Source organism: Paraglaciecola arctica BSs20135 (assembly GCF_000314995.1).
Lineage (GTDB): Bacteria > Pseudomonadota > Gammaproteobacteria > Enterobacterales > Alteromonadaceae > Paraglaciecola > Paraglaciecola arctica.
On record NZ_BAEO01000065.1, the window covers coordinates 30,921 to 54,869 of the forward strand.

The following is a 23,949-nucleotide window of genomic DNA, read 5'->3' on the forward strand; positions in this document are numbered from 1 at the left end:
TATCCATTATTAGCTGGGAATAAGTAAACGTTTGAGTACTTTCCCCACTGGGGATTTAGGTAATTCATCAATCACATTGATAACTTTCGGAATTTTATAGGCCGCAAGGTTGTTTCGACAATGCTCAATAATAACTTCTAATGTGACGCTTTTATCTTGTAACACCACAAAAAGTTGCACCGCTTCACCCGTATCTTCGGACTTAGCTCCAATGACCGCACACTCTTGCACACCATCAATAAGGTTAACTACTTGTTCTATTTCCGCTGGATATACATTAAATCCTGATACAATAACGAGATCTTTTATGCGATCAACTATATACACAAAACCGTCTTCATCAATGGTGGCAATATCTCCTGTGGCCAACCAACCATTCTGTAACACCTCATTAGTTGCATTAGGATTTTGCCAGTAACCTTGCATTATTTGCTTACCTTTTAAATGCAGCTCACCTTTTTCCCCTACATTAAGCTGTTGCCCGTTATCGCCAATGATTTTTAGCTCTATCCCTGCTACAGGTTTGCCTACCGAACCTAAACGTCGACAAGTATCTCCTCTATTGACGATAACACCGGCCGAAGATTCGGTTAATCCATAACCTTCGTTGATCTCGCAAGCTGTTAAATTGTGCCATCGTTTTGCGATACCTAAATCAAGTGCCATGCCTCCTGACAAAGTAAACTTCAACCCAGAAAAATCTAATTTCTGAAATTGTTCGTCATGACACAAAGCATTAAACAAGGTATTAATACCAACAAACAAGCTGAAACGGGTATTCTCTAAGGCGCTTGAAAATCCTTTGAGATCCCGAGGATCACTGATAAGAATACTAGTTACACCATAAACAACGCCTACTACTATATGCGCAACAAAGGCATACACATGATATAGCGGTAAAGGCGCTACAAATATCTCGTTTCCCGACTCAAAAACGTTAGTAGCGTTCCAGAAACCTTGAGCCGCGCTAATAAGATTGTGATGAGTCAACACAGCACCTTTAGACAAGCCAGTGGTACCACCTGTATATTGCAGCAAGGCCATATCGTTGGCATGGGTAACAACAGGCTGAAATTTATATTGACTACCTAGGTCGAGAGCACCTTGGTAATCAAGGGCTTTGATGCTTAGTTTTTCAAGATTTGGCTGTATATTTGGCAGATAAAAAAGCGCAGAAATGTCTGTGTCATCCAGCAAAGATGAAACTAACTCCAATGAAGAGCCCAGTAATACTAATGCTTTAGCGCCAGAATCTTTATACATATGCGCCAGTTCATTTTTTGTATACAAGGGATTAACGTTGACAACAACTAAACCCGCTCGCAATGCTCCCCAAGTCACAACTGGATAGGCAATACAATTAGGCAGTTGCACTGCTATTCTATCGCCTTGCTTAAGATTTGTGTTGGCTTGCAGATAGGCGGCAAAGTTTCGCGAATCTTGTTCAAGCTCAAGATAAGTCAAGCTTTGTGCACCACATTTGAAAGCTAGGTTATCTTTAAATTGATTACAGCCTTTATCAAAGAACGATTGTAAAGTGTCAGATTCAAGCAGAGTTGTGCTTTCAGTTTTCATTATGATTACCTTAATATATATAAAGGTGGAAAAACGATGTCAGCGACTAGAGTAGCTCGCTGACTGGGCTTTATTAGAACTGTTCGGAAGGCATTTCCATTAAACTGGCTGCCCCCGACTCTATAGTCAGTTTCAAAGTCGCAGTGCGCGGTAAGATACGCTGGAAATAAAAACGAGCGGTATTCACTTTACTCAAATACAGATCTTTGTCTTCACAACCAGCTTCAAGTTTTTCAAATGAAACCTTCGCCATCCTGGCCCAAAAGTAAGCCAAAATGGTGTAACCAGAAAACATTAAAAAGTCGACAGACGCCGCGCCTATTTCTTCTGGATCACTGGCAGCAGATTGCCCCACGGTTTTAGCTAAGGTTAACCATTCGGTGGTTGACTCACTAAGAGGTTGCGTAAACTCTTGCATACTTTGGTTATCTTGCAGTGATTGGCAAAATTCAAAAATAATAGCGCTAAAATTAGTTAATAATGCACCTTTGGAGCCTAAAACCTTTCTACCGATAAGATCAAGGGCTTGTATGCCTGTGGTGCCTTCGTACAAGGTTGAAATACGGCTGTCTCTTTGGTTTTGTTCCATGCCCCATTCTCTTATATAACCATGTCCACCAAATACCTGAACACCATGGTGAGCAGCCTCACAGCCCAACTCAGTCATAAAGCCCTTACAAATAGGTGTCAGTAACGCCAGTAGTTGTTTCGCTTGAGCTTTGGACTCGTCCGACTTGGCGTGTTCCGACAAGTCCAATTGCTGTGCAACATAATACGAAAAGGCTCTAAACCCCTCAGCAAAGGATTTAATAGTAAGCAATAAACGGCGTACATCTGGGTGCACAATAATGGGATCAGCAGGACCATCAGGATTCTTCGGCCCGCTGAGTGAGCGCATCGCTAATCTTTCTTGTGCATAAGGAACGGCACCTTGATAGGCCACTTCAGAATGAACTAAACCCTGTAAAGCCGTGGTTAAACGGGCTGAATTCATAAATGTAAACATGGCCTGAAGACCTTTATTAGGCTGACCGATAAGATAACCCGTTGCGCCATCAAAATTCATAACACAGGTCACAAAACCATGAATACCCATTTTATGCTCTATCGAACCACAGTTAACGCCGTTTCTTGCGCCTAAGCTGCCGTCTGTATTAACAATAAATTTGGGCACAGCAAAAAGCGAAATACCAGCACTGCCAGCGGGCGAGTCGGGCAAACGCGCCAGTACGATATGTACGATATTTTCAGCCATATCGTGATCACCACATGAGATGAATATTTTTGTGCCACTAAGCTTATATTCGTTATCTGAGCTGGGAACCGCTTTTGTTTTAAGTTGCCCTAGGTCAGTACCACAGTGGGATTCAGTTAAACACATAGTGCCCGTCCACTGACCACTAACCAAGTTAGGTAAAAACGTTTCTTTCAACGATTCACTGCCATGACTGAGCAACGTTTTTATAGCGCCGTCTCGCAAACCAGGATAGCCCGACCATGCTACACACGCACTGCAGACAAGTTCACTAACAATAATATTCATCGACTCAGGAAGCCCTTGGCCCCCAAATGATTCAGGCATGGCTAAGGAAGGCCAGCCGCCTTCGCAATATTGTTGGTATGCCTCTTTAAATCCAGGTGGTGTTGTGACGCCATCGGCACTCCAAGTACAGCCGATTTGATCACCAATTGGGTTTAATGGCGAAATGACATTTTCAGAGAATTTTGCGGCTTCTTCAATTATGGCTAGTTGAGTCTCAGCATCTATTTCAGTACTGGTATTCAACAGTTTGTAATGGTCAGAAAAACCAAGTAAATCATCCATTACAAAACGTATATCACGTAAAGGGGCTTTATAGGCCGGCATATTTTTGTTCTCCACTGCATAGAATTAAAATGACGAGCAAGCAATTTCATTGCTCAAATGGCTAGTGTCAAATCATAAGTTCGCTAATGAAAGTTACAATAAATCAGTGAGTCCTATAAGACAAGTATGATTGTTAAAATTAAGTGAATTAATATGAATGTTTCAAATCATGTATTTTTTAATTGAGAAACTATGTGCTTAAAAGCGCAATAACTTGTGCAAAGTTATCGGCTTATTTAGGTTGAAGGTACGAAATAACCAAATCAAACAACTATTTGGTTCTAACTAATTGTTTTTATCATGGTTACTTTAGATGGCGCGGCGCGTTTTAGTTCGAAACCAGGTTATTTACTTTGCGAGTTTGCGAGTTTGCGGCAATGTATATTGATATACAGGAATTTCTTAGTGCTTGTTCAACTTTGCGAATTTATGTTAAGAGCGTAGTTTCCTACCATAATCTTCCATTCTTTTACTAACTCAGCTCTTTCCAAGGGATCTTTTGTGCTCCAAACGAGTACCGCCATAGCATCACCAACAGCCACAGATACGCTTACTCTTCGTTTGACTGTATCCTCACATTGGGATTTATCATGACGTCTAATGTGGGCAACAATGGCTTCAATAATTCGAGCATTAATTTTTTCATTAACAATTAGAAAAGCTTCGCTGTGCTGACTAAGAATAATTGTTCTAGCCGTATCTTGATGACGCTCATAAAATGATAAACTGGCATCTATCATATCTGTGGTCAATTCGAGTAAATTGTTTGATCCAGACTGCTCTAACATTTCGATGATTGTTAGATAGAGTTTGTTCATCACACGCTCTATTAATGCAATCTTTATCATTTCAATATTTGGAAAAAACTGATAAACGGATCCAATTGCAATCCCAGCTCGAGCCGCTACAGAATGAGTACTAATATCATCAGCGCTATTCTCAGCCATCATCTGAGCCGCACAATCCAGTATTTTTTCTACTTTTTCTTTTGAACGCTTTTGTTTTGGAATGCGTCGATCATTACTTGGTTTTTTCATGGCTGGTAACTGCATATCCGTCTCAGTGCTATATCACCTAATGGGTAAGTTTATCTCACTCTTTATCTGTAATCACGACAAATAAAGCATGAACATTCTAAAGCACCACCAGCGATATAACACCATGTTTAGAAACCAGTTCCTCCGTTACTTCAATATCTAATTAGAAGGTTGCTAACCACACAAGGTTAAGACAAAATATTACACGATAAAACTACAATAGTTTGCGCATAATATTCAGTTTTCTGCTGCTGTAGGGAGGATAACGCAAGCTTGGATCTAGCAACGTGCCACGTCTCATTACACTCTTGTAGTGGCTAAATGTTTCAAATCCTGCCTTACCATGGTAACTACCCATTCCACTATTTCCTACACCGCCAAACGGAAGGTTAGGATTTGCCATAAACATAATACCGTCATTGATACACATGTTTCCAGCAGTGGTAGAATTGACCACCTCTTTTTCAAAATCTCGATTTTTAGTGTAGAGATATAACGCAAGTGGAAGCGGACGACTATTCACTAATGCAATAGAGTCTTTGATATCGTCAACAATACAGATAGGCAAAATAGGTCCAAATATTTCCTGTTGCATCAAATCACTAGCAGGATCGGGATCCTTAACTATGGTTGGAGCGAAAAATCTCTCATCTTCATCGTATTCGCCACCAAAAACTACATCTTGCTTATCTAGGTAACTGGCCAGTCTGGCTACGTGGCGCTTGTTTACAATACGTCCATAATCAGCGTTAGACTTTATATTGTCACCGTAATAAGCCTTTAACTTTTCCGTTAATGCGGTAATTAACGGATCGGCAAACTCACGCTCAACAATGACATAATCAGGTGCAACACAGGTTTGCCCAACGTTTATCCATTTGCTCCATGCGATCCTCGCTGCTGTTGTGTCTAAGGACGTATTTTTATCAACAATACACGGACTTTTGCCACCTAGTTCAAGGACAACAGGGGTAAGATGTTCTGCCGCAGCACGCATCACAATTTTACCAACGGCTTCACCACCAGTATAAAATATGTGATTAAATTTTTGTTTGAGAAGCTCTGTGGTTTCGTCTACCCCACCTTCAACAACACTAAAAAGATCATTATCCAGATACTTAGGCAAAAGTTCGGCTAATAATGCTGAGCAGCGTGGTGAAAGTTCAGACGGTTTGAGTATTACCGAGTTGCCGGCTGCAATTGCCGCAATTAATGGCCCTAGTGTCAGCTGGATGGGATAATTCCAAGCTCCAATGATCAGCACTACACCTAAGGGTTGGGGCACACGATAACTTGAAGCGGGTTGTGCAACGAGTGGGGTTGAAACATTTTTTCTACTAGCCCATTCATCAAGTCTTTTTAAGGTATAGCCGACCTCACCAACGGTAAAGCCAACTTCTGAAGTAAAGGCTTCGTATTCGCCCTTACCAAGGTCGCTAGATAACGCGGCATAAAATTGCTTTTCGTTCTCGACTAGCATTTTTTTCAATTGTTTAAGTTGTTCTTTGCGTTTATCTAATGGCCGACTCAAGCCTTGGTTAAAGCTCAAACGCATTTTACTAACGAGCAATTCAATCTTAGTTAGATCCATAATTTCCCCCATCGCCAACAAGCGTAATAGTGATTAAATACTGATGTAAAATAGAGACTAACCCGCGAGGGTTTGCCACGTATCCTGTATACGTTTGTTTCTGATTGTAATGATGTCATCAAATTGAAGGAATACCGCTTCACTTTGGTCTGGACGTAAAAAAACATGGTCGTCTACGTTGACGTTCACATTATTGGAGCAATTAATAAATTCTTGATTGGTGCTGGTACCAAACAATGAATTGCCGCGTAACCCCGTTGGCGATTCATATTCTGCCATCCATTTTCCGCCATAAATAAACAAAGTTTGTTCTTTATTGGGATCCCAAAATGTGTTCCACCATTGTAGACGTTCAAGGCCTGGTATCGTTGTGCCTTGCAACTTTTTCAATATTGGTGTGGCAATAAATGATGCAGGCTCAAAATCATCAAGAGTTGAAATATCAAATTGCAAGGGTTTAACAAGGCAAGAGCCTGCTGATAAATCGTTGGCGATACCACTTTCACCGGCAAGAGCATAACTAGGACTGCCGGCGCCGTTTAAGCATAATTTGTCTAGTTCATATTGAGGATGATGCTGCTTAATATAATCGACAAAAGAAATATATATATCTTGAGACTCTTTATAAGCTTCATCAATTGACTTAATGATAGGCGGAAATTTTGCTACTTGCGCATCGTAACCCATGAATCCAGAGAATTGTAAATGTTGTGGATTGGCCTCAATAACAGCCATAATTGATTTTAACTGCGCTGTTGAAGTGAGTCCTCCGCGGTGAAGCCCTACATCGAGTTCTAAATTTATGCGCATTTTAACTGATAATGTTTTGGCTAATTGCAAATATTGTTCAACCCGCTCTTTTGAATCAATTAACCATTGAAGATTTTCTTCATGTTTATATTGGTTATCAGGCCCTAGATTATTGTAATAATGTTGTGCCGCTTTAACTGGCATTGGCTTGCCTAACAGCACATCGGCGTCGGGTATTTCTTTGCTAATGTAGTTCAAAAAAGGCTGATGAAAAACCATCAATCTATTGGTTCCGGCTTTTTCCATTACGTATTTTGTCAGATCAGGACTAGGTAAAGATTTGACCACAATGCGATAGGCAGCAGTGTCTCGAGTCATCTTTTTTAGGGTCGAGATATTACGATCCATAATATCCAGATCGATTAGTATCATGGGTCGGTACGGCCCATTGTTTTTCAACGACTCGTTCACTGTCCTGAAATAATCGTTATATGAAGCCCCAGCATCGGAAGGTTTTAATCCAATCATAGTTACAGCCCCCACAGTGGCTGCTCCTGCTAAGAAAGTGCGTCTTTTCATAATTAACTCACTCCTAATATTTGTTTAATATGTGCATTAAGGAAGAGGCCTTCTGGATCGTATTCTTTTCTAACCTTAAGAAATTCATTAAGCATGCTATATTTTGTCGAAAATTCAGCAGCGGTCAGAGTATGAACCTTGCCCCAGTGAGGGCGCCCATCATATTTCAAAAAAATAGGCTCAACGGCAGCAAAGTATTTTTTGTAGTCTCTATCATGAAAATTGTGGCAACTGATAGAGCAAGTATCTCTTTTATAGAAAGGGCTCAACCAAACATCATCACCTTTGACATAACGATATTCGATTGGAAATATCACATCAATATTGTGTTTCTTAATAGTATCGAGGATCTCTTTTAAACACTTGGGACCACTTTCAGCAGGAATTGAGTATTCCATTTCAGTAAATCTAATGTCTCGGATGTTTCCAAAAATTCGATAACTTTTATTGACTCTAGTTGCCGGCTCGATCCCGGAAATGGCCCTATTAAGCATAAAACTTCGCAGCCAGCTAAAGCTTTCTGTGTAGTCCCCTAGAGATCTAAGAGTCATCAGAGGGTTTTCACCTTCAAGTTGTTGCACCTCTTCTACATCAGGCGTAGTTATCGGCACTTCATTTAAACTTAATCCAACAGCATAATCTGCATAGGGAAAGGCAAAAAACTCTAGATTACGATTTTTGGTAACCAACTCCGGTGCATTTTCAAGCGCCTCTTCAAGAGGCATAACCCAAGATTTTTCTTCAAGTTTGTAAGCTTTTTCAACTTTTAAGGTCGCACTGGTGACAACACCTAAACATCCGAGATTATTTCGAGCTGCGTTGTACAATTCTGAATTTTGCGTCGCACTGCAATTATGCACTTCTCCCTTAGCATCAACTATTGTCATTTTGCTAACGTCACTAGATAAAGAACCGTAACCAATCCCTGTTCCGTGAGTAGAGGTAGCAATCGCACCAGCTAAAGCTTGTGTATCAATGTCTGGCATATTTCTAAGGCTAACGCCCTGCTGCCAAAGTGGTTCACCTATTTGACTTAAAAGGGTACCAGCCCCAATTTCGGCTTCCATTGTGGAGCTATCTACTTTTTTAACACCACGAAAACGTGCTAATGAGATTAACGTATCTTCGGTGGGCACTAGTGGTGTCCAACTATGTCCCGCGCCGACACAGCGGATCGTTTGTTTAGAATTTTTAATAAGATCAACTAGTTGTTGTTCATTTTTGGGTACAGCACGAATACTTGGTTGTGCTTTTAGATTACCTGACCAGTTTGACCAAGGTAATACCCGCCTGCCATCTTTGCCTATAATACCAAGTGGTTTTTTCTCAGCTGTAACAACCGCAGGTTTAACACTGCTACTATCTGAACAACCATAGAGTGACGCAGTGGCTGCTACGCCCAAACTAGCGCCAATAGACTTTATGACGGTTCTTCGGTTTATTTTTACAGAATTAAATTTCATTTAAGCTTACCTTTATTTAGCAGGTTTTTCTGAAGACATATATTTGACTAAGTCTTCGAAATCTTCATAGGTGCACTCTTGGCATCCACCTTGTGCAGGCATGTTACCTTTTCCTGTAATGGCATTTTCTACCAGTGATGCGAGGCCATTTTTTAATCTAGGATCCCAAGCTTTTACATCAAATGATTTAGGCGCCACACCATTTTTGGCAACATGGCAGGCCTGACAGTAACTGTCATATAACTCTTTGGTGTATTCATCTATTGCTATTGCTGGCAATGAAATACATGTAAAAGCTAAGACAATTAATGATCTAAATGAGCTATTCATATTTAATTTTCCTTCAACACAACAAGGTAGATATTAGGTTTTCCAGTCCCCCAACTAACCTAAACATTTATCGTTAGTTGGGGAATATGAGGTTCGTGAAATGCCTAAACGAATAGCCGAACTAATAGTGTCCGTTAAACGCTACAACCCATTTTTTTACTAGTAGAATTTAAGCATTGTTCTTTAAACGTAATAATTGAGGTTGTTTCACTTGCTGCAGAAAAATCATAAAACCATCCTCAATTAATAGTTAGAATCTAAAGTTAAACTCAACCCCATATTGACGTGGTAAGGCGAAGGTTCTCGCATAACTACCGCCTAAATCGACTGTATCTGTGACGTTGGTTGTATATTCTTTATCGGTCAAATTATTAACGTAAACTGCCACTTCCCAATTACCCTCAGCATCTTCGTAGCCTAATCGTGCATTAACAGTTGTATATGCCTTTTGAGCGACAATTGGATTGTTTTCGGTTGAAAAGAACAGGTCATCTTTGTAGGCAAATGATACTTGGGTGATTATAGCCGCCCCAGAGTTCAAATAATGTTCATACCTAGCAATTCCACTAATAGAAGTATCAGGTGTATTGGCTATTTGGTTACCGCTATAATCATCACCAATGGGGGCTTGGAAGTCTATTAACTCACTATCCATAAACGCACCGCTTAGGGATAACGTTAAGCCTTTTGCAACCAGAGCTGTTGCATCAAACTCAAGGCCTAGTACTTCAGCATTACTGGCATTATCCAGAATCACTATAGGTAGAGTCTCGGTCCGCAATAGGGTAAATACTTGCAAATCATCAAAGTCATTGAAAAAGATTGCAGCATTAAATCTTAATCGGTTATCAAACGAATCCGACTTAAAACCAATTTCATAGGCAGTCAGATATTCCGGGTCATATGGCGTTAATTGTATAGCCGCTTCTGCAGCATCTAGGGATAGGAACCCGCCGTTAAAACCACCACTTTTATACCCTCTAGAGATGCTAGCGTATCCGAGCATTTTTTCTGAGAGTTTATAGTCAACAGCCAGTCGATAAGATGTAGCACTTGAGTCTACTTTCAAATCCTTTTCATTGTACAAAGTATAATGATCCGGACCAAATACGGCTTCGTCCTCCAGTCGTGTCATGGCATCAAATTTTCTGGACTCATCAGTGTAACGAGCACCTACAGTAAGATTTAAGTCATCACTCAACGCAAATGTTGCTTGACCAAAAATAGCAGTGCTTTCTATTTCTTGCTGATTAAGGGTTCTGCCAAAGATTATGGGGGCACCAGTTACTTCACCAGTTGGATCGGATAATCCCCCTGTAAATGCTCTTAACTCTCTGAATAGATCAAGAGTTTGATCCTGCTGCAAATCTTCAGAAAGATAAAATGCACCTAACAACCAATAATTTTCTTTAGAGCCACCCGTTACACGAAATTCTTGGGATAACGTGTCCGATTCTACTCCATATACTATTTCAAACACCTGTTGTGGTGCTCCATCAGTCTCTTCCATTAGAAAACGGTCGAGTTCGTCATATGCGGTAATAGACGTGAACCTAAGGTCGCCTAAATCATAATCCACTTGCAGATAGCTACCTACAGAATTTAAATCAATATCTTGCACTCCATTGTAGTTACCTTCAAACGGATCATCTGGTGCTTTGTATCCCAGATTAGTGACACATTGATTAGCTAATACCATCTCAGTATTACATGGCGTAGAACCATCTAAAGTCGCACCTAAAAGAGAAAAACTTGTCGAGGGAGAATCAACATTTGCGCCGTGAAAATTAAACAAAACATTAAGATTATCGAGGCTAAATTCTAACAAACCACGATAAGCTAACGAATCAGAACCATTCACATCCTTGCCATTCATTAGGTTAGTTGCATAACCATCAGAATCATTCTTAGTAAATGCAAAACGTCCTTTGACAGTATCGGTTAACGAACCTGAAATGGCACCGTCAACCCCTGTTGTATTGAAGCTACCAACACTGACACGTCCTGATACCTCAAAATCTTCAGTGGGTTTATTGGTTATAAATTTGATTGCACCACCTGTGGTATTTCTACCGTAAAGTGTGCCCTGAGGGCCTTTAAGTATTTCTAGTCGTTCAGTATCAAAAAACTGAAAAGCGGTAAGCGCAGGGGAGCTTATATATACTTCATCAGAATATATTCCAACAGGACCGGCATTATTGGTATTAAAGTCGTTAAGGCCTGCACCGCGCATAAAGATAATTAGCTGGCTTCCTTCACCACTTGATGTGCTTATCTCAAGGCCTGGTATAAATTGGCCAATTTGATCTGTTTCTGTCAATCCCATATCAGAAAGCATATCGCCGCTAAATGCTGTAATACTGATTGGCACATCTTGCACACTTTGTGTGCGCTTTTGAGCAGTAACGGATATGCGTTCCAACTCTTTACCTTGAGTTCCAGTATCTGATTGTTGAGCGGATACGCTGCCACTAAATGCAACTATAAGACCTAAAGCAACTGTTGATTTTTTAAAAACCTGTATCATGCCGACCCCTAATGTGATTAATTCTCATATTTTACAAAGGTGACAGGTTGTTACAAAAAGTCAACATTTGATTAACACAGAATACATACAGATTAGTCAAACCGTAGGGAGCTTCATACCAGAATCAAAGATGTTGAAAGTATCTAAAATAGAGAGCAATCACACACTAACTTACTGATAATACTAACTTAAAATATTTCAACACAGCTAGCGCGCATTTATTAAACAATCCAAAAACAAACAATTGAGAAGCGGCAATCATTTATATCCATACACATAAATAAACTATGCTGATTATCGAAACTTATCAAATCATAGCCAAAACAGCTTCACTATTGATTACATTTATCATTTATAATGAGAAAACCTCACGTTTTACAATTATAAAAAATATACATATATGAGAGTTTTTAAGATGAAAAGGTCAAGCGACTTGGCTTCCTTTTTCCTTCTGGAGCCAAGACATCACCACTATAAGATTCACCTCAATGCCAAAAATTAATAAACAACTGTGACTAATTGCGCTGGTAAGACGGCTTGGTTTAAAACCAGCTTGTGTGGTGCTGGACGATATGGCTTATCTAAAACTCAGGTTAATTAAGAGGATTACAAGTGACAGACACTGTAACTGTTATTGAATGTTTAGCTTTTATCCCACAAATCACATTATAGTAGGAGTCTATGTACATAAGGTACTCTCTAGCAACCCACATATTTTTTCCAGTTGGCAAATAATATCTTCACCACAACTAAAACATAAACCATCTTCTGTGAGTTCATTTTTTCGAGTGAGACCGTCTACACTGCCTAGATTAGAAAGGTAAGTTAAAATGTTTTTTGGTTTAACGTCAGCCAATAGATTTTGTTTATGCCAAATGGAAAGTAAGGCAATCAGGCCATAAGCAGCCCAATTTGACACATCAGCAATTAATAATTCATCACACTTAGTAGTTGATGGAACAATATCCAATTGACTAATTGCTGCAAAAACATTGCCCATACCAATTTCATTACCACCATCTCCTATGGCAATAGTTGGGCAATTGGCTAACGTCATAAAATAATCAAATGTGGCACAATTTTCTGATATATCTTCACCGCGCATATTGTAATAACCATTTTTTTCACTAAGCCCAGGTCGCTCGATTGAAATAATCAGCTGTGGCTGTAATTCACTTAATGCTTTTTGGGTATAGGATGGGGCATTATCGATATCTTTTAGAGGGATGGCATAACAGTCATAGTCATTTTTTAGTGCACTATAAAGCGGCTCTCCACATACAATTAGTGGTTTTTTTCCTAGTGTCTTAAGACAGTTATATAAGGCAATAGCACCCACAGGCCCATCAGTTTCAAATGTTCCTGCAACAGGAAATCCAGTACCAATTAAAATGCAGCCATTAGCGCCTATTAATTGTTGTGCAGCTCTTAAGTAATAGCCCTCTTTAAGTGCCAATTGAACAGTTTTCATGCCCCGTAAATTTCGCTGCACCAGCAAAGATTCAATTTGTTTACTTTGGGTTAATAGCGCTATGCTGCTTGGCATTTACTGGTCTACCTTAATGAGTTTTGTTTTTTGATATTTTGCTTTAGCTAAATGCAGCCTTGTATGGGCACAATGGATTGAAATTGGCTCAAAATGAATTTTGGCCCCTTGACTAGATTGCATCAGTAAATCCAGGTCTAGTGACAACACTGAGCCTAACTTGGGATAGCCACCAATAGTTTGACGGTCCACCGATAAAATGATCGGCTGACCATCTGGCGGAATTTGAATTGCCCCTTTACAAATACCCTCAGAAAGTAATTGCGAGATACCTGATTGGATCGCTGGGCCATTAATTCGATAACCCATACGATCACATTGAGCACTTACCTGATATTCATTTGAAAAGAATTTGGCTAACTCCCCCCGCTCAAATAAAGCATGTTGATACCCAATCACCACTTGTACAGTTAATGGATCGGTATATCTGGGAATGTCTTTGGCTTTTAAAGCGTAAAGTGTTTGCTTCGGAGTTTGTTTATAAAACAATAATTCACCGACGGCTACAGCAGTCCCCTTTGTGCCACCTACTTTTTCTCTGATAACAGTCGCCACACTGTTAAACTGGGGTTCAACTAAAAAACCTTCGAATACAGCTAAATAGATCCTACAGCCTTCAGACGCATAACCAATTTCTATTAGATCATCAGCATTAACCTGATGACTCCGCCAAGTTTCTTTTGCATGACCATTAATGGTTAAAGGCGCATTTGCTCCTGTGACAGCGATAGTGGTTGATGTTTTAGCAATTAACTTCAAGCCACCAAAATTGACCTCTAATATTGGGCAATTTTCTGAGTTATTTAAAAGCCGATTCGCCCAAAGGTATGCTTGTTTATCGGCTGGACCACCAGATGTTAATCCTAAATGGCTTTGCCCAAAACGCCCTAAATCTTGAAATGTAGTTAAGATGCCAGGATGCACTACTTCAAAGTGGCTAGTGTCTGTATTGTTCACAATTCCCCACCTAATTCTAAAAACTCAGCTTGCGTAATTGCTTTAAATTTAACGTTATCTCCCACTTGATAAGTTAAATAGGGTGGCACATTAGGATTAAATAAGGTCTGAGGACATAAACCAATTAAATTCCAACCTCCTGGAGATTCATTTGGATAAATAGCCGTTTGGCGATCAGCAATACCCACTGAACCTTTGGGAACTTTTGCTCTAGGTGATGTTAATCGCGCACAAGCGATACGCTCATCAACTTCTCCTAAAAAAGCAAAGCCGGGGGCAAAACCAATTGCAAAAACTTGATAGATGGTTTGTTGATGAATTTTAATGACATCTTCAATGCTCAAGCCCGCACTAGTTGCGAGTGTTTTTAAGTCAGGACCACTTTCTGGTGAATAATACACTGGAAGTTCGATGATTTTTTGCGAGCTTGCCATCTCGGTTGTATTTGCGGTGAGCAGTGTTCTCAGCACTTTTTTGACTGCGAAATAATCCGTCTTAAGTGGATCAAATATTACCAACAATGAAGCATATGACGGAACCAACTCAACTACATAATCGCCCAAGGTATTGGCAATGTTATTTTTTAATTGGGCGATTTTTTTAATAGTTGCGCTATTGGCCACTTTGTCTAGATAGATAATTAAGGCATCTTCACCAGCAACTTCAATCCGTGGATAATGAACTAATTGTGGCATAACCGCCTTAGCTCTTTTATCACATTGATGGCTTGCTCATTATCACCATGTACACACAAAGAATCGGCTTGTATTGAGATTTTTGCACCAGAATCACAAATAACAACACCACTATCAATTAGGCTTTTTGCTTGCTGGATGATTTCATTTTTATTGAGTAACGCTTGTGGATCTTTTCGCGACATTAAATAGCCACTCTCAGTATATCGTCTATCAGAAAAAGCCTCGAAAATAAGCTCAATACCAGATGCCTTAGCTTTTTCTCGATAACTTTGTTGTTTTGGCGTTGCTAACAGCATTAGTTTTAATGGGCTATGGTAACTACTAATGGCTTCAAAAATGGCATCACAAACTGTGTCGTCACTCATCATATCGTTATATAAGGCACCATGAGGCTTAACATAAGTAATATTGATACCTTGGTTTTTCGCCATTCCATCAAGAGCTGCCACTTGGTAATGTATTAGTTCGATAATTTCCTGTTTTGAACAAAGCATACTTCTTCGTCCAAATCCTAATTTATCTGGGTAACTTGGATGAGCACCCACTTCCGTTTTATATTGTTTTGCTAGTAGCAGAGTTTGGTTAATAACGTGGGCATCGCCTGCATGAAAGCCGCAGGCAATGTTTGCCATATCAATGTGCGGCATCAACTTATCATCTTGGCCTAACTGCCAAATACCAAAGCTTTCACCTAAATCACTATTGAGTTTCATTCTTTTCTACCTCAACCACTTTTTAAACTGGTATTTAAAATATCTGTTATCAACATATAACCTGGGCTGTGAGTAATACAAATATTAGGTTTTGCGTTAGCTATCGCAAGTTGCGGAGTGACACCACAAGCCCAAAATACAGGTTCTTCCCCTGCATTAATGGTGACAGCCTCGCCAAAATCTGGCTGAGTAATATCACTGATACCAATTTCAGATGGCTTACCAACATGTACTGGCGCGCCATGCACTTTTGGATATTGGCTACATATTTCAATGGCTTTATTGACATCTTCGGGCTTCAAAGGACGCATGCTTACAACCATTTTACCGGTAAATTGTGCAACGCCTTGGGTATCGATGTTAGTTTTATACATAGGCACATTTTTAGCTTCAGAAATGTTTCTAATTTCTATTCCCGCCGCTATTAATGCCTCCTCAAATGAAAAAGAACAACCTAACAAAAAGGCGACAAAATCCTCTTCCCAAATATATTGGATATCATTCACTTCCCCATCGAGGATGCCATTTTTATAGATACGATATAATGGTACGTCTGTACGAATATCTATGTCTTCGCCTAACATCTTGAGGCTAAAATCCCCTGGCGTGTCACTACTAGCAATTAATGGACAAGATTGCGAATTCAGCTGACAAAATTCATAAAAATCATTGGCGTATTTTTTAGGTAAAATAACCAGATTACATTGCACATAACCAGGCGCAAAACCCGATGTATTCTGCTGAAATTCGCCTCTACGTATTTGCTGACGAATGGAATGTGGTGTTACTTGTTTCATTAATAAATCTTACTTGATAATGATTGAAACTATAGCTTAAAAGCAATTACGCTTTATTGATAACAGAAGTTATACCTATAGCATGATGATTGCAGCCATCATACATACACTTAGCAAATTCCGAAATCACTGCGTCAACAAATTATATACAAGGATAATCCACGGCCGCTTCTACAAACGAGTCTTTAATATTTATGGCGAAGGTAATAGCAATGTTTTAAGCCAGAAGGAAATATTGTGACACTGTGTCTATGTAATTTGAGGAGAGCCAGCACATGTCAATATTTGTGAGGACTATTAATTTCCATGGAGTAAAGAAAACAATGAGACAAAAAATGGTGCACCCGGCGCGATTCGAACGCGCGACCCTCGGCTTCGGAGGCCGATACTCTATCCAACTGAGCTACGGGTGCTTTAAATCTAGACTGTTTTGTAGAAGACTACAGCTTACTAAACTGAGCTATGAGTTCAGTCAATCTCTGTAGATACATTGTAAAGCAGCACTGAGGTATATTTTCAGATGACACATACCTACCAAAAATACTGTCTTATTTAAGCGAGCGATGATTCTAATGAATTATGCCGCTTTTGCCACTGTTATTTGGTTTTATTCTGGAGTTGTTCGATAAAATGTCGTGACACTTATTCATCGAACATAACTCAGTGTTCTTAGCTAGTTTGCTAAAAACAACAAATCTATCAAGGCTATCCAAGCCCACTATTTGTACATTTATTGGAATGGGATTGTATTTCATCCTAAAGCAGTTGTGCATAATGTAGTAAGGTACTAGCTGCAATGATAATTATTTTGTTTTAAAAGATATTTACGTCACTCAAGGGACTGTTTATTATGACAATATCGCTAGATTTAAACTAATTTTATAGAAATTTAGGTACTAAAAAAGAGTATGATTTATTCTATCTTTTTTTAAGTTTTTCGAACTAATTTTACAACTGACACTTATTAAGTATGAAAGCTAAAAGCGGAAAAAAAATTGAAGCGGTAAAACCAACCAAACCGGAAGAGGCATTTGTGGCTGATGACGCCAATCCAGGTAAGGTGGCAAAAGTTAAAGCAAAACAAATTGATGCAAAAAAAGGCAAATATGGACAAACTAAAATTGCCGCTTTTAAGCCCAAAGAGGCTAGTTCTTCATCTGAAGATGCCAAAAATTCTGATAAAAATACAAACAAAGACAAAAAAGATAAAGAAAAAGAAACCACTCATATTGCTATCAAACTGGCAGATGAGAATGGCAATGCTGTTGTAGGGGAAAAATTTGAAATTGAGTTACCAGACGGTAGTGTTTCCAAAGGAACCTTAGATATAGATGGAACTGCTAAGGTAGAGGGTTTTGAAGCGGGTCCATGTAAGGTACGTTTTCCAAATTTAGAAGACGATAGCGTTTCTGCAAAGTAGCAATAGATGATCCTCAAGGAAGCAAAACAATGACAGCCAAAAAAAGCTTCGAATGTGCATCGGGAAAAGCGCACAACTTCGTAGTTAAAAAAGCAAAACTCATACAAGTTGAATTGTTAGACGGTGCAGAAGATAAATTTTTACCTAAGAATAGTTCGCAATTTGTTAACTTGGACCGAAACAATAAGTGGGTTGACAATAAGTCAGTTACTAGCTTGGGGCGCTTAGGATATAAGCCGAAAATTTATGTGAAATTTGATTTACCCGGCGTCAGTGAATTCACCCTTAAAGCGATACCGGACGGCGCTAATGTTGTCTATAGCGACGATGAAAAAAACAGAAACAGTCTATTCAAATTTATCGAAGAAGAAAAAACCTATCAAACAGAAAGCTCCGGGGAGCTGGTTATCAGCGATGCTTTTCTTAGCGTCGGTGGAAAGAACACCTTTCATTTTGAGGTAAAAGATACTCTAGGTACAAGTCTTGAAACTAAAAAACTCAAGACCTTGCGTAAATTTTTTGTACAAGAAGTAAAAATGACCGGTGATGCTGGAAAATCTGCAGCAAGCTCTATCAGTACAGTTGAAAAAGAATACAAAAAACAGGGCTTTATTGTTGAGACATTATCCGCAGAAACCATGCCCGAAATGGAAAATATTGGCGCCAATGATTCTGCAAGTTATAAAAGTGCAGTAAAGACCGCCTACCAAAGTTCAGACGGTAAAAAGAAAGAACCATTTACGCTAGTTGTTGGCTATACAAGCCACTTAGCAGTAAAGACCAGTGGTAGACAATTATCGAAAGTAAATGTTGCTGTAGGTCCAGGGAGTTCATCTATCATTATAAATATTGCTGGCCCGGGTAAAACTAACCCAACAATAACAACCAAGTATCTTTGGCAGAAAATCGTTACTGGTGAAAGTTGGTTTGAAAGCTGCACGTTTGAAGATACTAGCAGTGGTGCGGTAACTGTTATAGATGAAAAGTATTGCACTGCAATACCGGTTAATGCTGCTAATCCTGACGCTAGCTCTCAGGTGGAAATTGATGTTAGCAAATTACCCCGCGGCACAGGAAAAATATCCCTAAAGGTGGCTTGGGTTGACAGAATGCGTGCTGGTTTATCTTTTGGTGGCAGCAACCTTATATGTGTTTGTACTAAAGCTTGGTGGAAAAACAAAACTTCTGCACAACAAAACGAAGTCATCATTCATGAGATGGGTCACAAAATTGGTATGGTGCCAGGTGGAACCGGTAATCTTCCGGACAAAACAGACACTTTTTATGATTCCAGTAAAGGCCATGTGGGTACTCACTGTCATCATGGTATCCCAACAGGTCAAGCTCGCTATGATGCATCAGCAGATGCAGCCCTGTCTGATTGTGTGATGTATGGCTCAACCAATAGCCATTCAGCGTTTTGTGAACATTGTGCAGTGGCCGCTAAAAAACAAGATATCAATTCCGGTTGGTCGGCGCTGTAAGTATTATGAACCCAAAGTTGCTAACAGAAAAACTCACAAAAATGCGCATTATTATTCATTGCCTATGTATATTCATTAGTTTAGCAGCACTGTCCTCTTGTCAGGCACATTCAACACCAAGGAGCCATATCGTGGCAATTAACAATGCAGATTTTAAAGATATTGAACTGAACTCAGATACACAAAACCTTTGTTCACCAGATGTTAGTGCTCATTCTGACTTTATTGGCATTGCCATTAATGCGCCAACCGATGTTGAGTACAACGAAGCGGAGCCCGCTCAAGACGGAAGTTTTACAGTCATCCCTATTTGTGGGTTTTATCAATTAAGCTTGGTTGAACTGAGCAAAGATCCAATTATTCAACTATTTGCCATGAATGTCGAAACTGAGCAGGTTTATCGAGGGGAGCTGATCGATGAAGATGCGGGTACAGAAGAACCCATGCCATTTGATGAGCCTGAACTGCGGCCTCAGGATCTCGAAGGGCAATTACTCTCAGCTTATTTTAATCCAAACTTAACTCATTATGTAAACTTGCCAATTGAAGAGGCAACTTACAAAGTCCTAGTGCAAATAGGAAAAATCAAATCGAATATAGTCGAAGTAAAAGTACATAGTAATAAATAAATATGGGTAGTTACCATTCTTGCGTAATCCAATAGTTAATTACTTAACAATTTTATTTTACTCGAGTGAAATTCGCATTATTGTAAATACTTGTGAACATAATTTTGTCATTATCGACAGCTGCCGCAAAAGTAAGTGACGAATTTGCGTACTTAACCTCATTGCGATATTTAAGCACTCCATCACATAGAAAATTATTACAGGTAAAAGAACGAAGCTCCCTTGGTAAGGCGCAGCCTTTTTCTCCGTGAAACACGCAAGAGTATTGATAACTTTGCTTAGGAAAATAATCACTATATAGGTCTAGCAGTTCTTGTTCAGACAGATCAGTTAATTGAGATGCTAACAAGTGTTTTAACGAAGGGTAATCGACAAAAGCATGAGTTTGTCCATGCTTACAGCAGGAGCCCATACAGGTAGCACATGCATTTCCCAACAGTTGGGCTTCATCGTCTTGTAAAGGTGGATTGAGGTGTTCTAAGTAAACTCTATTAGCAGTTGGATTATTTGCTTCAACATCCTTATATATAAGGCCGAGATGACGCAGAAATTCGAGTTGCCTTTTCTGACTTAAGTTTGTTAGTTGCTTGGTATTTGCTGGTAACAAAGCCACTACTGGAGATGTTTCATCTAATTCATTACCTAATCCTTTAGGTAATTTTTGATTAGGAGCACTTTGTATATATTCTTCAAGTTCGATAATGAGTTCGGCGGTTAAGCGCTTTTTATTATCAACTAAATAATCTTGTACCTTGGCACGCTGACAAAGAGGTTTTTGACAATAGAGGCTTCGAGCATGCTCAATATAAGTTAGTGCCTCTTTGCAATTAAGGCACTGATGATTAGGCAAAACTGAAGACTCATTTTTATTAGGCATTTACCGCCTTAATTTCATCACCAAATAAACGAATACTGTTTTTATTCCTAAAGCTGGCAAAGGGACTTATCCCTTGTTTTCGAATATCTATAAGCTGTTGTTCTGATAATAAATATTCGCCGCAAGCATGTAACTTTTGTTCATCACCTTCAGTATAAACAAAAGCGGGAAGTTCAGTGATATGGGCATCAAATGATACTTTGCCATGATACTTTCGAATTAATAGCCGTGCACAGGCAAAAGCCGAGTTACCCCACAACAATTGATGGTGTTGATGTTCATGTCGAAACTCTTCAAAGGCAAAGGCATCGACCTCTTCATGCTTTTCACCATAAGGAATACGCAGCAATATTCGGGGATAGGTAAGTGCCACATGGTTAGCTTGGGGTGTCTGACGAAATTGTTGCCAAAGGGATCCTTCAGCTGCATTAATAAGACCATCACCTGCTGCACTGACAAACTGACATTTAAGTGACTCGGCTACACTAGCTAGGTAATTTAACCCAGTGATATCTTCGTTGTCAGCTGAAAACTGATAATTACCAATGATTACGTCATAAGTTTCAAGATCGCTATCTTTTATATGTTGACCCAATTTAGTCACTAAAGTGGGATCACCTGCGACTGCATTTTTAAGTGCTTCACTATCAGTATTGATAATATAAAAGAGTTGATTTTCATCATCGTACTCTTCATTAAAGATGACATCCCTGACAGATCGCCAAGCCGACTCTAAGGCCTGAAATTCCTTAGCATGTATTATTGAATTCATTAACTCTTCTAAAGCACTATCAATAAACACCATCAAACTCTGATGTTCAGGTTTTGTGTCTTTAATGATATGTGGGCTCAAGATGTTAGCCAAAAAGTTATCTATATTGCCTTTAGTTTGAGTGGTAGTTGTTGGGATAGGCGATGACTGTTTTTGACCTAAAAGTCGTTCAAACATATCATCACTGTTTTCTGAATCAGCGGTTTTAGCGGAGCTTTGAGCATCACTTGTTTGTGGCTGTGATTCTAACTCCCCGCCTATCTGAAAACTAGTGATTATCTCTTGGGCGGCTTTCTCAGCTGTAGCTGAATTGCCTAACTCTTTTTTTAAGCGGCGTAAATTTTTGAAAATACGATCATCAAATAAACTATCGGGATGAAAGTCTTCAAGCTCGTTAAAAGTAAGTAGCTGTCCCGAAGGTAAATACACAAAAGGACACAACTTAGTCATTACATCATCAAAGTTATCTATATCGATTTTTACTATTTTGTTGACTGAGTTGTTTTCAATCGCCCCATGAGCACCGCTAAACCCCCCTAAAAAATACACTCTCATGGGGTTTTCTGGCTCAATAGGCTGAGCATTATTACTGCTAAATCCATATTCGAAATCGAGTCGAGCTGACATTTTATACTCCAAAAAAGTAATCTAATAAATTTACTATAGGCTACAAATCACCCTATATTCTATTATCGCAGTGGCATCCATAAGATATGTTGTGGTCCAGTATGCCCAAGGGTATATTTCTCTCCGGTATCAGCCCAGCCTCCACTAAAGCAAGATTTATAGGCACCTTGATTATTGACATTCACCAGCATATAAACACCTCGTGCCATTGGAATGATGCCCCGCAGATAGGACGGCATCATGCGAGATGCTTCTGTGCCTAAACCTTGGCCTTGTTTATTCTTATCGATGATAAAAGAGCGAATACCTGGGGTGTCAGCTAGCGCAAAAGCTAGGCCAAAGTGAAAGCGTGTGTCGACACGAAACATACCAACAACTGTGCCTTGTTTCTTTATCACATGTACACTGAAACCAGCCTCTGGCCCAGCCAGTAGATCAACTGACGGGCCAGCAAAAATCTCTTGGAATGGTTTAACCGTCAACGCTTGCACTGCCACGATATCTTCTTCGACTAAGGGTGCAATAGTTACTGGATTACGGATCACTTGGTAGTCCTTATTAATCTACCAAAAAACACGCTGCGCCCAACTCTTCATATGCACCAGTTTCGATTTCTTTTTTGGAATAATAATATTAACTTTTGAACCGTGAAATCCGTTCAATTCGAAGCGAGATTCCGCAATTGATTGCCGTGCTTCACTTTGTAATGGCCCTAGTGTACGTTTCTTCTGCTGCTCAACTTTATCCATCCATCCAGCTTTGCCCATTTCACCCATAAAGAAATATAAAAGGTCACTATCATCAGCGCCGGCAATCAAATAGCAGCCCAACAAAGGATAAGCGCCAAACAAATCTTCAGCAGATGGTAGGATTACAGCTTTTAGCATTGCGTTAGCAAGTTTCATTTCGTGATAATCTCTGCCTAACAAAAACAATGAGTTAGCCAACTGGGCCCCAGCTGAAGCGGCACCAGTTATGGGACCAGCTGCAGCTCCACCGGCACCCAAACCACCAGCGGTAGCGGCAACATCGACTGAAAACTTAACTGTGTTGATGGTAGCGAGCCGAGCAGAATTGTTTCTATTCCTGACAATGAGTTGCTTCACAGCATTGCCTGCTGCCTGTGGATCACCAGGCAAAATGTCGCACTTTATTGTGCGTTTCAATGTGTAAGCTTTATGCCCTTCGGTGGCCACCTTTACCCATTCCTTAACCATGTCCTTACCCGCCATAACAGTAGAAATATAAGGTGTGTATAAACTGGCAATACCTAACAGCCCTTTAGTCGTAAGGACAGCAAGTTCCTCTGCCATCATCATCTCAAAATCTTGTCGTTCGCCCGGCTCTATGCCAACAATTTTGAGTACTGTATTAATGGCATCAAAAATTGGAATGGCGCCAACCACGTCAGGCAAAGCCTCACCCGCAGCTTCTGCAACTTTACCGGCAAATTCGAATCCCGTTGCTGCTAGACCGGAAGAATCTTTAGCAATTGACGAGCCTTTTTTACGTAAATCTGTCCCTGAAAAGCAATCCGTGAAAGCTTTTCTTCGATGCATACCTATTAGTGCCTTTGCTGCTAATTGCGACTCATATTCCGCTTTTACATTCGGTGTTACCATCATTCATCCCTCGTATATGTATAAGTGTTAACAGGCTATTGCCCAAACACTGTGGTCGAGCATTCTGAAATCATGCTCCCTGTATATA

20 protein-coding genes and 1 tRNA gene are annotated in these 23,949 nt (G+C 39.8%); 3 read left to right on the plus strand and 18 right to left on the minus strand.

Features of this window, described 5'->3' with window-relative positions; all coding sequences use genetic code 11:
• Positions 1-9: 9 nt before the first annotated feature.
• The 14 genes from GARC_RS22645 to GARC_RS22710 all read right to left on the minus strand — a co-directional run bounded on the left by GARC_RS22645 (position 10) and on the right by GARC_RS22710 (position 16,843).
• The gene (locus GARC_RS22645) at positions 10-1,575 is read right to left on the minus strand and encodes an AMP-binding protein (RefSeq protein ID WP_007624920.1); all 1,566 of its coding nucleotides are present in this window, start codon (positions 1,573-1,575) and stop codon (positions 10-12) included.
• Positions 1,576-1,648: 73 nt separating this feature from the next.
• Positions 1,649-3,442, minus strand: a complete 1,794-nt coding sequence (locus GARC_RS22650; protein WP_007624922.1) for an acyl-CoA dehydrogenase C-terminal domain-containing protein — start codon at positions 3,440-3,442, stop codon at positions 1,649-1,651.
• A 413-nt stretch (positions 3,443-3,855) separates the two neighbouring features.
• The gene (locus GARC_RS26100) at positions 3,856-4,494 is read right to left on the minus strand and encodes a TetR/AcrR family transcriptional regulator (RefSeq protein WP_007624937.1); all 639 of its coding nucleotides are present in this window, start codon (positions 4,492-4,494) and stop codon (positions 3,856-3,858) included.
• Positions 4,495-4,693: 199 nt separating this feature from the next.
• Positions 4,694-6,070: an aldehyde dehydrogenase family protein gene (locus GARC_RS22660; protein WP_007624938.1), complete on the minus strand. Its 1,377-nt coding sequence runs from the start codon at positions 6,068-6,070 to the stop codon at positions 4,694-4,696.
• A 57-nt stretch (positions 6,071-6,127) separates the two neighbouring features.
• Positions 6,128-7,399 carry an alanine racemase gene (locus GARC_RS22665; protein ID WP_007624940.1) on the minus strand — a complete coding sequence of 424 codons (1,272 nt, stop codon included), beginning with the start codon at positions 7,397-7,399 and terminating at the stop codon, positions 6,128-6,130.
• A gap of 2 nt (positions 7,400-7,401) precedes the next feature.
• Complete coding sequence (locus GARC_RS22670; protein WP_007624942.1) at positions 7,402-8,862, minus strand: D-arabinono-1,4-lactone oxidase; 1,461 nt, start codon at positions 8,860-8,862, stop codon at positions 7,402-7,404.
• 12 nt (positions 8,863-8,874) lie between these two features.
• Entirely contained in the window at positions 8,875-9,192 is a 318-nt protein-coding gene (locus tag GARC_RS22675; protein WP_007624944.1) for a c-type cytochrome, read from the minus strand.
• 250 nt (positions 9,193-9,442) lie between these two features.
• Positions 9,443-11,719 (minus strand): TonB-dependent receptor, encoded by a 2,277-nt coding sequence (locus GARC_RS22680; RefSeq protein WP_007624946.1) that lies wholly within the window; start codon positions 11,717-11,719, stop codon positions 9,443-9,445.
• 679 nt (positions 11,720-12,398) lie between these two features.
• Positions 12,399-13,265, minus strand: a complete 867-nt coding sequence (locus tag GARC_RS22685) for a DUF4392 domain-containing protein (RefSeq protein ID WP_007624947.1) — start codon at positions 13,263-13,265, stop codon at positions 12,399-12,401.
• Positions 13,266-14,222 carry a 5-oxoprolinase subunit C family protein gene (locus tag GARC_RS22690; protein WP_007624948.1) on the minus strand — a complete coding sequence of 319 codons (957 nt, stop codon included), beginning with the start codon at positions 14,220-14,222 and terminating at the stop codon, positions 13,266-13,268. It lies immediately after the preceding gene.
• Positions 14,219-14,917: a 5-oxoprolinase subunit PxpB gene (pxpB, locus tag GARC_RS22695; RefSeq protein WP_007624949.1), complete on the minus strand. Its 699-nt coding sequence runs from the start codon at positions 14,915-14,917 to the stop codon at positions 14,219-14,221. Before pxpB ends, GARC_RS22690 begins: the two co-directional genes overlap by 4 nt.
• Complete coding sequence (locus GARC_RS22700) at positions 14,905-15,633, minus strand: 5-oxoprolinase subunit PxpA (RefSeq protein WP_007624950.1); 729 nt, start codon at positions 15,631-15,633, stop codon at positions 14,905-14,907. The genes pxpB and GARC_RS22700 overlap by 13 nt, the downstream gene beginning before the upstream one ends.
• Before the next feature lie 11 nt (positions 15,634-15,644).
• Positions 15,645-16,430: a putative hydro-lyase gene (locus GARC_RS22705; protein ID WP_007624951.1), complete on the minus strand. Its 786-nt coding sequence runs from the start codon at positions 16,428-16,430 to the stop codon at positions 15,645-15,647.
• A gap of 336 nt (positions 16,431-16,766) precedes the next feature.
• Positions 16,767-16,843 (minus strand) — tRNA-Arg (locus tag GARC_RS22710).
• A 557-nt stretch (positions 16,844-17,400) separates the two neighbouring features.
• On the opposite strand from GARC_RS22710, the gene GARC_RS26105 reads away from it, so the two are divergent.
• The 3 genes from GARC_RS26105 to GARC_RS22725 all read left to right on the plus strand — a co-directional run bounded on the left by GARC_RS26105 (position 17,401) and on the right by GARC_RS22725 (position 19,963).
• Positions 17,401-17,850, plus strand: coding sequence for a hypothetical protein (locus GARC_RS26105; RefSeq protein WP_007624952.1), 450 nt, complete (start codon positions 17,401-17,403; stop codon positions 17,848-17,850).
• A 29-nt stretch (positions 17,851-17,879) separates the two neighbouring features.
• A complete protein-coding gene (locus tag GARC_RS22720) occupies positions 17,880-19,334 on the plus strand; it encodes a hypothetical protein (RefSeq protein WP_007624953.1) in 1,455 nt (484 codons plus the stop codon).
• 131 nt (positions 19,335-19,465) lie between these two features.
• Positions 19,466-19,963, plus strand: a complete 498-nt coding sequence (locus GARC_RS22725; protein WP_007624955.1) for a hypothetical protein — start codon at positions 19,466-19,468, stop codon at positions 19,961-19,963.
• Positions 19,964-20,015: 52 nt separating this feature from the next.
• Here GARC_RS22725 and GARC_RS27495 read toward each other — a convergent pair whose 3' ends face one another.
• The 4 genes from GARC_RS27495 to GARC_RS22745 all read right to left on the minus strand — a co-directional run bounded on the left by GARC_RS27495 (position 20,016) and on the right by GARC_RS22745 (position 23,864).
• Positions 20,016-20,840 carry a hypothetical protein gene (locus tag GARC_RS27495; RefSeq protein ID WP_007624957.1) on the minus strand — a complete coding sequence of 275 codons (825 nt, stop codon included), beginning with the start codon at positions 20,838-20,840 and terminating at the stop codon, positions 20,016-20,018.
• On the minus strand, positions 20,833-22,239 hold the full coding sequence (locus GARC_RS22735) for a type VI secretion system contractile sheath domain-containing protein (RefSeq protein WP_007624958.1): 1,407 nt from the start codon (positions 22,237-22,239) through the stop codon (positions 20,833-20,835). The genes GARC_RS27495 and GARC_RS22735 overlap by 8 nt, the downstream gene beginning before the upstream one ends.
• A 62-nt stretch (positions 22,240-22,301) precedes the next feature.
• Positions 22,302-22,784, minus strand: coding sequence for a GNAT family N-acetyltransferase (locus GARC_RS22740; RefSeq protein WP_007624959.1), 483 nt, complete (start codon positions 22,782-22,784; stop codon positions 22,302-22,304).
• Positions 22,785-22,802: 18 nt separating this feature from the next.
• Positions 22,803-23,864: a hypothetical protein gene (locus GARC_RS22745; RefSeq protein ID WP_153811012.1), complete on the minus strand. Its 1,062-nt coding sequence runs from the start codon at positions 23,862-23,864 to the stop codon at positions 22,803-22,805.
• Positions 23,865-23,949: the final 85 nt, after the last annotated feature.